The organism is Brevibacillus sp. SIMBA_040 (assembly GCF_046535075.1).
GTDB lineage: Bacteria > Bacillota > Bacilli > Brevibacillales > Brevibacillaceae > Brevibacillus.
Window position 1 is genome coordinate 141,173 of the sequence record NZ_JAWRXI010000009.1, and the last position, 14,907, is coordinate 156,079.

12 protein-coding genes are annotated in these 14,907 nt (G+C 49.7%); all 12 read right to left on the reverse strand.

Annotated features, from left to right (window positions below; translation table 11 throughout):
* Positions 1-119: 119 nt before the first annotated feature.
* The 12 genes from SB752_RS16690 to SB752_RS16745 all read right to left on the reverse strand — a co-directional run bounded on the left by SB752_RS16690 (position 120) and on the right by SB752_RS16745 (position 14,891).
* Entirely contained in the window at positions 120-1,232 is a 1,113-nt protein-coding gene (locus tag SB752_RS16690) for a C45 family autoproteolytic acyltransferase/hydrolase (protein ID WP_410716742.1), read from the reverse strand.
* 18 nt (positions 1,233-1,250) lie between these two features.
* Positions 1,251-1,724, reverse strand: coding sequence for a GNAT family N-acetyltransferase (locus SB752_RS16695; protein WP_410716743.1), 474 nt, complete (start codon positions 1,722-1,724; stop codon positions 1,251-1,253).
* A gap of 44 nt (positions 1,725-1,768) precedes the next feature.
* Positions 1,769-2,878, reverse strand: coding sequence for a mandelate racemase/muconate lactonizing enzyme family protein (locus tag SB752_RS16700; protein WP_410716744.1), 1,110 nt, complete (start codon positions 2,876-2,878; stop codon positions 1,769-1,771).
* Between the two features lie 5 nt (positions 2,879-2,883).
* Positions 2,884-4,341 (reverse strand): serine hydrolase, encoded by a 1,458-nt coding sequence (locus tag SB752_RS16705; RefSeq protein WP_410716745.1) that lies wholly within the window; start codon positions 4,339-4,341, stop codon positions 2,884-2,886.
* A 3-nt stretch (positions 4,342-4,344) separates the two neighbouring features.
* Complete coding sequence (locus SB752_RS16710) at positions 4,345-5,799, reverse strand: serine hydrolase (RefSeq protein ID WP_410716746.1); 1,455 nt, start codon at positions 5,797-5,799, stop codon at positions 4,345-4,347.
* A 29-nt stretch (positions 5,800-5,828) separates the two neighbouring features.
* The gene (locus tag SB752_RS16715; RefSeq protein WP_410716747.1) at positions 5,829-7,463 is read right to left on the reverse strand and encodes an ABC transporter substrate-binding protein; all 1,635 of its coding nucleotides are present in this window, start codon (positions 7,461-7,463) and stop codon (positions 5,829-5,831) included.
* 55 nt (positions 7,464-7,518) lie between these two features.
* Positions 7,519-9,159, reverse strand: coding sequence for an ABC transporter substrate-binding protein (locus SB752_RS16720; protein ID WP_410716748.1), 1,641 nt, complete (start codon positions 9,157-9,159; stop codon positions 7,519-7,521).
* 211 nt (positions 9,160-9,370) lie between these two features.
* A complete protein-coding gene (locus SB752_RS16725; protein WP_410716749.1) occupies positions 9,371-10,702 on the reverse strand; it encodes a transcriptional regulator in 1,332 nt (443 codons plus the stop codon).
* A gap of 20 nt (positions 10,703-10,722) precedes the next feature.
* Positions 10,723-11,724 (reverse strand): dipeptidase, encoded by a 1,002-nt coding sequence (locus tag SB752_RS16730; protein ID WP_410716750.1) that lies wholly within the window; start codon positions 11,722-11,724, stop codon positions 10,723-10,725.
* Between the two features lie 68 nt (positions 11,725-11,792).
* Positions 11,793-12,899, reverse strand: a complete 1,107-nt coding sequence (locus tag SB752_RS16735; RefSeq protein ID WP_410716751.1) for an aminopeptidase — start codon at positions 12,897-12,899, stop codon at positions 11,793-11,795.
* A 49-nt stretch (positions 12,900-12,948) separates the two neighbouring features.
* Entirely contained in the window at positions 12,949-13,905 is a 957-nt protein-coding gene (locus tag SB752_RS16740; protein ID WP_410716909.1) for an ABC transporter ATP-binding protein, read from the reverse strand.
* Positions 13,902-14,891 carry an ABC transporter ATP-binding protein gene (locus SB752_RS16745; RefSeq protein WP_410716752.1) on the reverse strand — a complete coding sequence of 330 codons (990 nt, stop codon included), beginning with the start codon at positions 14,889-14,891 and terminating at the stop codon, positions 13,902-13,904. Before SB752_RS16745 ends, SB752_RS16740 begins: the two co-directional genes overlap by 4 nt.
* Between the last annotated feature and the right edge of the window lie 16 nt (positions 14,892-14,907).

Below are 14,907 nucleotides of genomic sequence, written 5' to 3' on the forward strand. Positions count from 1 at the left end.
TTTTACTGACACACTGCTGGAATAAATGAATGTAATTAGGATAAACATCCCTATTTACCCAGTTACGCCTAATAAAAAGTCGTCACGCAAAATACGCGACGACTCTAATGACATGCCTTTTATAAAATTGGTTTGGCGGTATCGTGCTTCGAAGAAAAATGATACCTTTCATACGTACTTTGGCAAGGCTGACCTTTGGATAATTCAAAGGTACCTGTCGTCAAATTCATGACGATGGAGAACAACGTACAATCGAGCAGCGCTGCCTCTTCACTCGTCTCCGCTTCCCCATGGCGACAGATTGCATCCGGATAGCTGAAGTGATCCCGAAATATATCCTTTATATAATCCTCGTCAATACTGCCTCGCTCAGCTGTCAGCAATTTCGTCGCTCTCCCCATCCGCAAATACGTATCGGAGGCCCCCATGCGAACGGAATCATCTACCTGTATGCGAGGGCTGACAAAATGATTCGTATGAGTGATATGTCCTTCCAACGGATAGAGAACGTCGTAGTTTACCTGTGCAGTCTCTACCCCTACCGCCTCACCTTCTCGATGCGCCAGCAAATAATTAGCCGCCGTCCCTCGGGGAAGTCTCGTGATTTGGCGAATCGCCTGAGGCAGCGTGCTGCTATTCAATATTCCTCGCAAAATGATATGGATCGGAACCCCAACTGATTTTTCCGAGTGTCGAAGGAAATTCAGGCATACCGCTAGTCCCTTGGCATTCATTCCAATTTTTCCGACTATACCCGCTTCCGTAATCATGAGAATAGTCGGTCGTGGCGGCTGTTCGATTTCTACAACTACGAGCCCATCTGCTACGAGATTGACCCAGTCCCAGTTTTGTCCGATAAGCGTCTCCTGTTTTTTTGTAGCAGGCGAGACTGCCGCTATGCATGTGCACCCGTCTGCTTTCGAAGCAGAGCCGCCCAGATTGGTAATGATTTCGCTTCGAGCATTCAAGGCAACGATATCCTGTAAATCAAGACCTGCCCCTTCGCTGATGCCTTTGATTTCTTCCATGATCTCCGCATCGTACTGCTCGATCCATGGGATAAACTGGGCAGCATATGCTGTTGCTTCTTCCCACGAGATGGCTGCCCCTTCCCGGAAGGCTCGTTCATATGCCCGCAGATTCGTTACGATTTGTTCTCTGGCAAGCTGTCCGAATTGCCTCCCTCTTTCGTATGCTGTACCGCTAATCCGAAAGACAGGAAATCCTTTCATCTTGAGAGGTGCCTCCTTTTACAATGTCTTTTCCATGTAATAGCGATCGTGGCCGCTGCCGTACTCCGCAATACGTGTCTCTATAATCTGAAAGCCCGCTTTTTGATAAAGAGCAACCGCCCCGACATTTTCCGGTCCAACGGTCAAGCAAACCTTTGAAAATCCGTCCTCTCGCAATTGCGCAAGCAAGCTCTCCAAAAAAGTGTAGCCGTACCCCAAGCCTTTTTTGTCCGCTCGAGTATAGTACCCGTACACATACGCTTTGTCGGGCTGGCGAAAATCTCTCATCAGCTCACAAACGCCAACGGGCCGAGAGTCTCCCTCTTCCTGAAAAAGGACGATGCAGCCATGTCTGGCAAGCGGTACGAGCACCCATTCATCGATGCCTCCATGCGCACCAAAGGCTTCCTGCTCCAGCTCCTTTAGCATCGTTAGCTGTTCCTTGGTTAATGTCTCCACGATTTTAAGTGTTGTCGCTTTTGTCCTGTGCATGGCTGTTCATCTCCTCATTTTCTCTTGCCTGAAACCTCCAGGCGTTAACGAATTTGCTCTGACATCACCGTCAACTCGGCGAGAATCGCTTCATCGACCTCGATCCCTAATCCTGGTTTGTCGCTCACTACAATCTGGTTTCCTTGGCACGTCAGGTTCCCCACATCTTTTGAAAAAATGAAAGGACCTGCCAATTCATTTGAAATAATATTTTTCTTCGCGATCGACAAGTGAGCTCCTGCCGCGCTGCCCACTGATGATTCTGGCATCGAGCCAATCTGGCATTCCATCCCGGCCATTTCGGCTTGATGAACCAGCTTGCTTGCAGGGTAGATGCCCCCGCACTTCATTAGCTTTATGTTCACCTTATCGGCTGCCTTTTTCGCGATGACTTCCCGCATCTCGCTCGGCCCGAGCAAGCCCTCGTCTACCATGATCGGAATCGTCGTTTGCCTGCGAATGTCTGCCAATGCTTCCAGGTCATCGGCCAGGACGGGCTGCTCCATCCAATCGATTTGACAATCCTCGATTTGCCCTAGGGCGAGCAAGGAATTGGAGCGATTGACCCAGCCCTGATTGGCGTCTACCCGCAGCTTCACAGCCGGCCCCACCGCTTCGCGGACCGCATGAATGCGCTGTACGTCTGTCAAAAGGTCGGCGCCTACCTTTATTTTTACACTGTCAAATCCGGATGCCACAGCCTGCTTCGCTTCCTCTGCCATTATCTCAGGCGCAAGAATACTGAGCACATATGGCAGGGACAGAGTCGGATGATATTTTCCACCTAGTAAATGATAGACGGGCTGTCCTGCGGCCTTTCCCATTAAATCGTAGCACGCGATATCAATAGCCGCTTTTGCTGCCGGTGCTTGGTATACGCATTGGTTCATCAAGTCGTGAATTCGCTCGATGTCAAACGGATTTTCGCCGATGATCGTCGGGATCAGATGATGGACAAGCAGCGCGTATGTGCCCTCCCAAGTCTCCCCCGTGACATGCTGATCGGGAACAGATTCTCCAAAGCCCACCAGTCCATCCTCGGTCTCTACACGCACAATAATAGAAGGCATCTCGTAATAGGTGGCGTATGCAACAATAAACGGGCGCAAAAGGGGGATTCTGATGGCATGGACCTGGACAGACTTTATTTTCATTTCGTTTATACCTCCGTAGCTAGAACCTTAGGAATTTGTCGATATCCGAAAGCAACAGCTTTTACTTTTCCGTCTTCTCCGTTTGTAAAGCCGATTGTCAGCTCGCTTCCGTCCATACGGGCCAAAAAGTAATCTTCGGCGATCTGCATAAGCGGATACTTCACTGCTTTGTCGCTTGCAAAAATAGCCGTATTGTTTATCAGAGTCAGTGCACCGTCCTCTACCGTTAAGCTGACATCCATCCCTTCGCCTGAGACATATCTGCCCACATACTCGTCGAATCGATTTGTCGTCGCCCGATATTCTTCATAGGTGACCATAGGCACGTCTGCTTCCCGACCTTCGAGAAGATTCAAGGCAGCCAAAGTCAGCTTTTCCACCGGTGTTCCGATCAGATTAGCCAAAGCCATTGTTGTAACTCCTCTTTCGGGAAGGATGCTCAAATGAGCCGCAACGCCCTTGATTGCTCCCCCATGCTTCAGAAGCGTTCCTCCGTAATAATTAGGCTCCACCATCAGTCCATACCCGTAATACTTTTTGTAGTTACACTCGATGTGAGGAAGGGTCATCTGTCTAACACTTTCTTCAGAAAGTATCCGTTCTTTGCCGACCATTCCGCCTGTACGAAAAATTTCAGCGTAATTCAGCATATCGCGAATGGTTGAATTCAAATGTCCGGATGCAGCTACAGCTGGCCCATCCTCCCAGTGAGGGTCAGGGTACAGCTCAGGTACACCTTGATTGTCTCTCATGTGATAAATCGTAGTTACATCTGGATAACGAGGCAGGTCACTCAAAAGAAAGGTACTGCTCGGCATATCTGCCGGTACAAGAATGTGCTGCTTCACGTAGACGTCATACGGTTTGCCGCTCACTTCAGCAATAATGGCTCCGAGCAAGGAATAGCCGTCATTGGAGTAGCTAAAATGCTGACCGGGCGTACCCAACAATTCGTAGTCGACTCTTGAGAGAACCTCGATAAATTCCTGATACGTATGGATCGACTTCTGATCTTCCTTCTTCAAAAATCTGTGTATCGGATTTGCCTCTTCTGGAAGCGTATCGAGCAAGGAATGCTTGATCGCGAGTAGATCGACAGGCAGTGGTGGAAGCCCGGAAGAATGCGTCATAAAGTGATGAATCGTCATTTGCTCTGTCTTCTGACGGTCCGGGGTCCGAAACTGTGGCAGGTACGTGAGAACAGGATCATGGACGGATAGCTTCCCGGCTTCCTGCAGCTGCATGATCGCCATGCACGTAAAGGACTTGGTGACCGATGCCAGTCCCATGACGGTATCAGGTGTAATCTCCAGCTGATGCTCGGCGTCGCGGTAGCCGAACCCTTTTCGATAAAGACTCTTACCGTCTTGATTGACTCCCATGACGAACCCAGGTGCCCGGCTCTCCTTTATCACCTTTTCTGCGAGCTCTTCATACGTGCTTTCCCAACCTTGTCTATTCATCCTTCACACCTCTTTCCCATCATTTACGTTTTCATCTACAAGCTTCACCAAGTAAAGAACACCTACTGAGATGCCGGATACGTTACCGCTCTCGTCTCTTTGAAACCTGATCGCTTGTTCCTCTTCATCCAGCTTCATCACGAAATAGTCATCTCCGATCGGGCGCAGCGAGACCTTATTGCCGCCCAGATCAAGCACCAGAGCTCCTTGCTCCATCATTACTAACCTATCGTGGCTGGCCCCTGCTCGATACGTACCTGTGTACTGCCGCAGCTGCGCTTCATTGACACTGCACTCCGCAGGAAATGGCACGGAGGGAGAGATTGCAGGACGGTTCTCCAGCGAATGGACGGCATAGTTCAGCAGCTCAATGATTGGCGTCTCTGCCAAATTCGCCATCGCGATACCCGTTATTCCTCGCTCGGGGATAATGACCATCTGCGATGCCACCCCTTTGAGCCCTCCGCTATGCTCCAGCTTTGTAGCTCCGTAGTAATTCGGCGTCACGAATAATCCGTAGCCATAATACTGACCATACCCCGATTGGACATGGGGATGTGTCATCTGCTCCACGCTTTCTTTAGAAAGAATGCGTTCTGAACCGACCAGCCCCCCTGTCCGATATATTTCCGTATAGCGCAGCATGTCATGGACGGTAGAGTTTAAGTGACCAGAAGCGAGCACAACGGGGCCTTCCTCCCACTTAGGATCAGGGTAAACCTCAATGTTCCCAGCCTCAGTTTTAAGTCGATAGATCGTCGTTACCTCTTTGTAATGCTGCAAATCCTGTAAGTCGAACGAGCTATTTTGCATCCCTGCCGGCTGAAGAATATGCTCCTTGATGTACGTCTCGTAGGTCTTCCCGCTTACCCGTTCAATGATGGCGCCAAGTAGTGAGTAAGCATCATTGGAGTAGCTGAATCTTGCTCCAGGCTGCCCTACTAGCTGGAAGTCTGTCTTGCTGATGACCTCCATAAAATCTTCGTACGTATGCACCCACTTCTGATCCTCTTTCTTGATTTGCTTGTGTATCGGATGCTCCTCGTCCTCGATATTCCCATCCGGTAAACCCTTGATTGCCAGGCAATCCGTCGGCAATAACGGCAATCCCGATGTATGGGTCATAAAGTGGTGAATCGTCATTTTCTCGGTGCAACTCTGGTCGGGCGTGCGGAATTCTGGCAAATAAGTGAGCACCGGATCATGAACCCGTAGCCTCCCCGCTTCCTGCAGCTGCATGATCGCAGCACACGTAAATGACTTGGTGATCGACGCCACGCCCATCACCGTATCAGGCGTAATTGGCAGTTGCCTTTCTTTGTCCCGATAGCCAAACCCGTGCCGATAGACACTTTGACCGTCTTTGTTCAAGCCTACATAAACCCCTGGTACGCCGCACTTTTCTACGAGTGGCTGTGCTACCTCTACAAATTGCTGCTCCCATCCTTTGTTTTCCATCTCTATCCTCCATGTAGCGATCTTTTTGCTTACAGATTCACCCAGCTGTCTCCCAGCATAATGCCGTACATCGAGTCCAGCTTGACTCCGTTTACACGCTTATTCACAGCAAGGAAGGTTTTCTCTTCGGAGTACGGAATCCAGTACGCTTGCTCTACTGCAATTTTTTGGATTTCTGTAAAAATTTGCTGTCTCTGAACTGGATCGACTACCGTGCGGCTTTTCTCCAGTAAAGCGTCCAGCTGCGGATTCTGGATGTGGGAGTGATTCAGACCGCCGATTTGACTGGAATGCATAAACAAATACAAAATATCGGGGTCCAGATCGGTGTAGCCCAGTACATTCAAATCAAACTGTCCCTTTGCTGACAAATCCAGCACACTGCCCAGCTCGGCGTTTTGTACCTTGATCTCCACCCCAATATCCTTCAGCATGCTTTGTATCAACGGAATTCCTTGTGAATTCATAGCGGTTAAAAGCTGCAGGCTGAGTGGCTTCCCGTCCTTTTCGCGGATACCCCCAGTACCTATCTTCCAGCCTGCGTCTTCTAGGAGCTTTTTGGCTTCCTCTACATTGAACGGATAGCCGTATGTTTCGACAGCAGGATCATAGCCGAACATCTTCCGCGGCAGTGGACCGAAAGCACTCTCTCCTTCTCCCTGCTGATCTGCCTGGATGATTGCCTTTTTGTTGAGCGCCATGTTTAGCGCCTGACGTACACGAAGATCTTGCAAAATCTCATTTTCCAGATTCATCTGAATGAAATTAACACCCAGCTTCGTCGCTTCCAAAACCTCGAATTTGCCGTTGCTCCTGTATTCCTTTGCTTCTTTTGCCGATATCGAAGCGATGTCGATTGATCCGCTTTCCAATGCAGCAATTGTTGTTTGCGCATCCTTGATGAATTTGATAACGAGCTTGTCGGGCATCGGCGGTCCTTGCACTTTGGCAAAAGGCTTTGCCCACTTGTACGCTTCATTACGGACCAGCGTGATCGATTCCCCTGTCTTCCAGCTTTCGAATTTCCACGGGCCGACCCCCACTGGATTTCGCCCATATTCCTTGCTGTACTTCTCGATTGCAGCCATGGACAGCGGCTGCGTCACATTAGGCTGAATCAGGTACGACAGGAGCGGGGCAGACGACTCCTTCAATTGAAGAATGAGTGTCTTGTCGTCTGGGGCAGAGATTTTTTCAACCACACTGAGCAAGGGACCAGCTCCTGGAGAAGCCGTTTCCGGTGCAATCGCCCGTTCGTAGGTCGCTTTAAAGGAAGCAGACGTCAGTGGTGTGCCATCGTGAAAGGTGACTCCCGAGCGGATTTGAAATGTCCAAGTCTTTTGGTCATCGGAAATGCTGTACGACTCCGCTAAATACGGTTTGACCTCTTTCGTTTCAGGGTCCATGGACAAGAGCGCTCCCCCAATCAGCCTGGTCACGACCTCGCTCGCTGACATATTCGTTTTGTGTACATCGAGAGTATCCGGCTCTGCCGATAGCCCAAGCGTGATCGTACCACCCGGCTTTGGTTCTCCTCCGCTTTCGGGCTGGGTGCCCCCTTGGGCCGTTGGACTTGCTGACTGGCTGCAGCCGATCACGGCTAGTACAAGGAAGCAAACAAGTGAGACATACCAGATGCGCGCTCGAAAATTTCTTCTCTTCACAATGACTCCCCCCTATAAATGGCAGTGAAATCCTTTGACTGATGCTGCACAAACGTCATTCGTTCACCCACATATCCTGGATGGTGAGTATTGCAAGCGGATTTGGCTTGACTCCTTGGATCCGATTGTTGATGACCTGGAATGTCTTCGCCGAATACAGTGGAACCCAGTACGCCTCATCCACAACGAGCTTCTGAATGGCTGCGTATATTTTCTGCCTTTCGTCACTGTCTGTTGTGATCGAGCCTTTTTCCAGCAGGCTGTCCAGCTCTTTATTGTTCACACGGGAAAAGTTCAAACCGCCGATTTGGTTCGAGTGAAGCAATATCGCCAAAATATTCGGGTCTAGGTCTCCGTGAGAGGTTGCCATCAAATCGAATTCACCTTTTACAGCCTGCGCATGGGCGGTGGCCATTTCGTAGCTTTGAATTTTCAGATCGATGCCAATTTCCTTCAGCATGCTTTGTACAAGCTGATCTCCTGGCTTAGGATCTTCGATGATCATCGTCAGGCTGAGCACCTTGCCGCCCTTTTCCCTGATTCCTTGCCCGCCCAGCTTCCAGCCGGACTCCTCCAGCAAGCGAATCGCTTCTTCCTTGTTATATTTGTAGCCATACTCCTCAACTGCTTTGTCGTAGCCAAACATGGTAGGCGGAATCGGTCCGTAGACAGGCACTCCTTCTCCCTGCAAATCTGCGATGATTAGTGCTTCCTTGTTGATCGCCAAATTGATTGCTTTACGTACATTGATGTCTTTTAAAATCTCATTTTCCAAATTCATGCCGATAAAGCTCTCAACCGGCTGCATCCCTTCCAAAACACTGAATTCCTTATCATCCTTGTACTTTTTCACGTCTTTGGCAGATACACTCGCGATGTCGATGGTTCCGCTGTCCAGAGCAGCCATCAAAGTCTGATTGTCTTTGATGAACTTGATAACGAGCTTATCCGGGTGCACAGGTCCCTGATTTTCCAAAAACGGTGCGCTCCATTTATAGTCATCGTTGCGGATCAGTGTAATGGATTCCCCGGTCTTCCAGTTCTCGAACTTCCACGGTCCGACACCTACCGGATTTCGTCCAAAATCACTTCCGTATTTTTTCAGCACCTCTATCGAAATCGGCTGTTGATACCCCCCGTAAGTCAAGGCACTGAGCAGCGATGCTGACGGCTCCTTCAGTTGAAGAACCAGTGTAGCGTCATCAGGCGCGCCAACGGATTCGATGGCGGCCAGATCTTGTCCAGCCACCGGTGAAGCGGTCTTTGGATCGATTGCTCGCTCTATGCTTTGCTTGAAGACAGCTGCAGTCAGCGGTGTTCCATCATGAAACTTCACTCCAGGGCGTAGCTTGAACGTCAAGGTCTTCCCATCCTCTGAGACCGTGTACGATTCAGCGAGATGATGCTTCAGCTCAAAGGTGTACGGGTCGAGGACCATCAACGCTCCCCCCAGTAAGCCACCTACGAAGTTTCCCGATGACATCGTTGTTTTTTGCGGGTCTAACGTATCTGGCTCCGCTGGAAGCCCGAGTGTGATTGTTCCGCCCGTTTTTGGCGTCAGGCTGGTAGTAGCTTTTGGTTGTTGCTCCACGTTTTTGGCGGGTGGAGGTGTAGATGTACACCCCGCTGCTGAAAAGGCGAGTAAGCAAGCGAACAGGACGTATTTGATACGGCGATCCAAGTTTTTTCGTAACATTGCGTGCCTCCTTTTTGGCATTGTTTTATCGGGGAAAGCATTTGCTTACGTGACACACGTCGCCATATAGTCGCTAATTTCATTTGTGCTTTTTGCAGGGTTAGTAGGTAGTGCTAGTAGGAGTCGATCGTAGATGAGTTCAAGTAGAATGGTATGGAGGTGGTCCCGAATTGCTCCTTCACTAGGAACAACCGGGACATATTCGTTTTCACTAACGAGAGAGTAGATGGTGATTGAAGCGATACACAGCGCGAGGACGTCCTTGTTGATACGGCTGCTCCTCGCCAACCACTTCAATCACCTGATGATCGATCAGTTTTTTTACGGTTCGCTCTGAGCTTCGTCTGCTGATCTGGAGGTATTCGGCCAGGTCAGTCGCTGTAAACCGATTGTCCCGTCGCAGCTTTACATACTGGATCAGCTTGTTAATGGTAGCGACACTCGAGCCTGACTTTTCGGCAATCTCCAAAATGGCCTTGTTTTCGCTTTTTAAATGAAAGGTTTTCGCCTCAGTGTTCACAGGCCCGATGACTTCTTTTTCATCTGTCACGAGATAAGCATTGCTTTCTTGCGTTTTTCGCGCATGATAGATCGCGATTCGCGCGTTTGCTTCCGCTTCCTTCGCTGTGAGACCGAACCCAAAGCCCATCGTGACCGTGACCTTCCGCAGCTGACTGACGTTTTCCAATACATGGGCGATCTTGCCGTATTCCATCATCTGCTCAATACTGCCTCTCGTCCCGTAAATAATAAATTGATCCATCCCGAGCTTTTGAATAGAGGCATCGGTCTCTTTGACCAGCTCAAGCAGCTCTTGGAGCAGGTTGATCGTGGCGTCCTGCATTTGGCTTTCTGCCTGAAAGCCTGCGCCGTCCGCCTGATTGATCGTAGCGATGCCCACCGCTATCTGCGAATTTTTGCTAATTTTCAGTTGCCCGTACGCCACCGCTTGCTGGATGGCATCTCGAATATTTTTGTCTGGAACGATGAGCGGAGCACAGGGAATATTCAGCTCACGCAGGCGTGTATACACATAATCAACACCGGTCAGGGCAAATTTACTCTCCTCTCTTTCACAATGCTCCCGGTGAAAATGGATTACTTCCTCGGCGTCAAATCTGGTGCCACCTTCTTCGACTATCTCGCTGTAATCCGTTACGAACCAAGGCGTAGGTTGAATACCCAATTCTTCTGCTACCTTCTCGATATACGCAGCCTTTGGCACATCAATGGAGATTCGGTCCAATCCCTCTGGGACATGCAGCATCGTATGAAACAGCGAAAGTGAAATCGTGTACTCATCAGATGGAATGTACACCGCTGGCCACTTTTTTTGTTCCGTTTTTTCTTTGGCAAAAAAGTACGGCAGCGGTCCAGCAAACAGCAGTACGTCACAATCATCAATGAGGTCAAGCAGAGCCGCACTCTCTTTAGGATTCTGGTATGTGTACGTCGTCAGATGAATATTCGCGTCTGCATGGATATTCTTCCTAATCCTTGGTACGAATTCTTCCGAAGAGATTGCCGCTATTCTAATGATCATTGCTCATTCCCTTTTCATTGTTATTTCCAGACTTCCTTATACACGCGAATAAAGTTTTTGCCCATGATCAGCCGGGTGGCTTCATCTGTATACCCTCGCTTGGCAAGCGCACTGACCAGATCAGGTACCATACTGTGTCCTTTCACCACGTCAAAATCCTTGCGCGATGCCTCAGCGAGAGCAATCGGCGAATCGTACTTCATGAATGGCTCGATGATATCCAGACCGATTCCGATGTGCTCTACCCCAACAAGTTCTGCGATATGGTCCACATGGTTCAGCAGATGCTCCAGATCAGACTTGTCATCGCTATCGGCTACAAAAATGTTAACGCCATTAATCCCTATTACCCCATTAGTCGAGGCAATCGCCTTGATTTGCTCATCTGTCAGATTGCGCATGGAGCTGGCAAGTGATCGACAGTTGGAATGGGAAGCGATAATCGGCTTTTTAGCAATCTCCATGACATCCCAGAAGCCTTCGTCGTTTAGGTGGCTGACGTCGATGATCATCCCCATCGATTCCGCCTCTTCGATCAATTGCACGCCAAACTCGGTAATTCCGCCTTTCTTCCCCTCACGCACAGGAGAAAAGTGGCTGCCGTCTCCTACAAAATTGCGCCTGCTCCAGACGAGTCCCATAAAACGCACGCCAAGCTCATAGAAAATTCGGAGCAAGCTAAGGTCGTTGTACAGCGGGTCAGCTCCCTCCAGAGAGAGGACAAAGCCGACTTTCCCTGTCTTCTTTGCGGTTTCGATATCGTCCACATTCTTACATACCATGATTTTGTCCGGTGCCTCTTCCGCTTCCGCATGCAGCGCGCTGATTTGCTGGAGCGCCTTACGCAGTCCCATCTCCGGTAAAAACTTGCTGTCGATATAAATGGCAGCGACGATGGTCTGCACCCCGCCTGCCAAAAAGTCAGGCAAATAATCTGATATAATGACTTTTTTTCTGCCGTACTCCCGTTGGATAGCCACATCCATCAGCAGATCAAAATGAGCGTCAATGATATGCTTCATGCCCCGTGTCTCTCTCCTTTTCCATGGCTTCTTTCTCTATCTCTGAAATCTCTTCCGCTTCCCTCGTTCTATCGCAAATTCTCAGGATTGAGCGGTTCCAGCTCCGGCAGAACGAAGCGTCCATCTTTGCGGACCAGCCGATCATCAAACCAGATTTCCCCTCCGCCGTACTCCGGTCGTTGGATCATGACCATATCCCAGTGAATGTTGGAATTGTTTCCGTTCGAAGCATCGTCATAGCATTGTCCTGGTGTGAAATGGAAGCTGCCATCAATTTTTTCGTCGAACAAAATGTCCTTCATCGGTTCTCGTATGAAAGGATTTACGCCGATCGCAAACTCGCCAATATACCGTGCGCCTTCATCCGTGTCCAAGATGCCTTCAAGACGTTTCGTATCATTAGCTGTCGCATTTACGATCTTTCCGTTTTCAAACTCCAGACGCACATTCTCAAACGTAAAGCCCTGATAAGGAGATGGCGTGTTAAAGGTGATGACACCGTTTACTGATTCACGAACCGGACACGTGAACACTTCACCATCGGGAATATTATTTTCGCCTGCGCACAAAACTGCTGGGATTCCTTTGATCGAAAAAGCAAGCTCTGTGCCGGGTCCAACGATTTTCACTCGGTCTGTTTTTTCCATCAGCTCTTTTAGTGGCAGCATGGCCTCGGCCATTTTAGCATAATCCATCGTGCAGACATCAAAGAAAAACTGCTCAAAGGCTTCTGTACTCTTATTCGCCAGCTGTGCCACGGCGGGATTCGGGTAGCGCAGATACACCCATTTTTTCTGGAGCCGCACCTGACGCACTGTTTTAGAAAAAGAAGCGGACAGCTTCATCTGCTCGTCAGGCACATCCGAGAGTTCGTTAATGTTGTTTCCACCCTCGATGAGGATAAAGGCTTGCATTTTCTCCATCCGAAACCGATCAATCTCTGCCCAAGTCTGAAACTGCATGGCATCTCCTTGCAGCAACAGCTGACGTTGCACAGAATGATCCTTCAGATTTACATGAGCGTGTCCGCCTGCCTGATGAACAGCTTTCACCAGCTCCTTGATCAATGGTGTGTCAATTTCAATTGCCTCAATCAGTACATGATCCCCGGGCTGTACGTGAGTCGAATAGTTCACCAGCACATCCGCCAATTTGGTTAAACGCGAGTCCAGCATCGATCCATGGCACCTCCGCCAACTGTTTTTCTATTTTCGCTGCCTGCACCTAATAGAGATGACAAGCGACCATTCTGCCCTCTACTTCTTTTAAAGCTGGCACTTCCTTTTTGCATACGTCCATACATGCCCAGCAGCGTGGGTGAAACTTGCAGCCCGCAGGAGGATTGGAGGGCGAGGGCAAGTCTCCTGTTAATATAATCCGTTCCTTTTTTTCATCTGGATCAGAGACTGGAACAGCGGATAACAGCGATTGCGCGTACGGGTGCAGCGGCTTCTGAAACAGCTCTTCTTTTTTCGCCAGCTCAATGACTTCTCCCAAGTACATGACGGCTACTCTGTCGGCAATATGTTCAACAACACTTAAATCATGAGAAATAAAGAGGTACGTCAGAGAAAACTGCTCTTGCAAATCCTGCAACAGATTGAGAATCTGCGATTGGATCGACACATCTAGAGCGGACACTGGCTCGTCGGCAATAATCACCTTTGGTCTAAGCATCAAAGCCCGCGCAATCCCGATCCGCTGTCTTTGTCCCCCTGAAAATTCGTGGGCATACCGCGTGAGATGTCTTTTGCTCAAGCCGACAATTTCAATCGTCTCTTCGAGCAGTGCTTTTCGCTGTTCTCTGGGGATGCGATGGGCAATCAGCGGCTCGGTTAAAATATGCTGGATGGTCAGCTTGGGATTGAGCGTATCAAACGGATTTTGAAAGACCATCTGCATATTCCGTCGGACGTTGTGCATATCTGCTTTGCTAAAGGTCCGAATGTTTTTGCCTTGAAAAACAATCTCTCCCTCAGTCGGCTCTATCAGGCGCAATATGCACCTTCCCAGCGTCGACTTGCCGCAGCCTGACTCCCCGACAATCCCCAATGTCTCCCCTTCGTTTACCGTCACATTCACACCGTTCACTGCATGAACGTAAGAAGGCTCTTGAAGCCACCCTTTGCCCAGGAGAAACCGCTTCTGCAAATTTTTCACTTCCAAAAGTGGCCCCGTCATAGATTCACCGCCGATCTCTCGCTTTTTTCCTGATACAGCCAGCACCGGCACTGGGACTGCTGGTCTACCGCCGCCAGCTGCGGATTCTGTTCAAGACAGACAGGCATGACTTTGTCACAGCGCGGGGCAAAGCGACAGCCCTTGGGATATTCGTCTGGGGTTGGTACGCTACCAGCGATGCTATTCAGACGCTTCTGTCCTTTGGCTTTATGCGGGGTCGACTGGATCAACCCGATGGTGTACGGATGCTTCGGGTTACGCAGCAGGGATCGTACATCAGCCGATTCAATCACCTGCCCGGCATACATCACCATGACCCGGTCACAGGTCTCGGCGACCACGCCCAAATCATGCGTAATCATGATCAGCGACATGCCCATCTCCCTGCGAACTTTTTGGATCAGATCGAGAATTTGCGCCTGAATCGTCACATCGAGAGCCGTCGTCGGTTCATCCGCGATGAGTAGCTTCGGGCTGCAGGCAATCGCCATTGCAATCATAACCCGCTGTCTCATTCCTCCCGACAGGCGATGCGGGTACTCGTGGTAGATTTCATTTGCCCGTGAGATTCCTACCTGTGTAAGCAGCTCGACCACTTTCTCCTTTGCCTCGGCGCGTTTCATGCCTTCATGCTTTTCCAGTCCTTCGCTCATTTGCTTGCCGATGGTCAATACAGGGTTGAGAGAGGTCATCGGCTCTTGGAAAATCATCGCCATTTCTTTTCCTCTGAGCCTCTGCATCTCCTTTTCACTGAACGCCAACAATTCCTTGCCGTTTAACTGGATGCTTCCCTCGATTTGTCCGTTTTTCCCAAGCAAGCGCATCATCGAGAGCGAGGCGACACTTTTCCCGCAGCCAGACTCCCCTACGATGCCCAAGGCTTCCCCCTTCTCCACGTACAAAGAAAGATCGTCTACTACCTTGAAAGCCTTTTCATTTTTAGCAAACGTGGTTGTCAAACCGGATACTTCCAGCACGTTTGTCATGTTGTCTCCTCCTTGC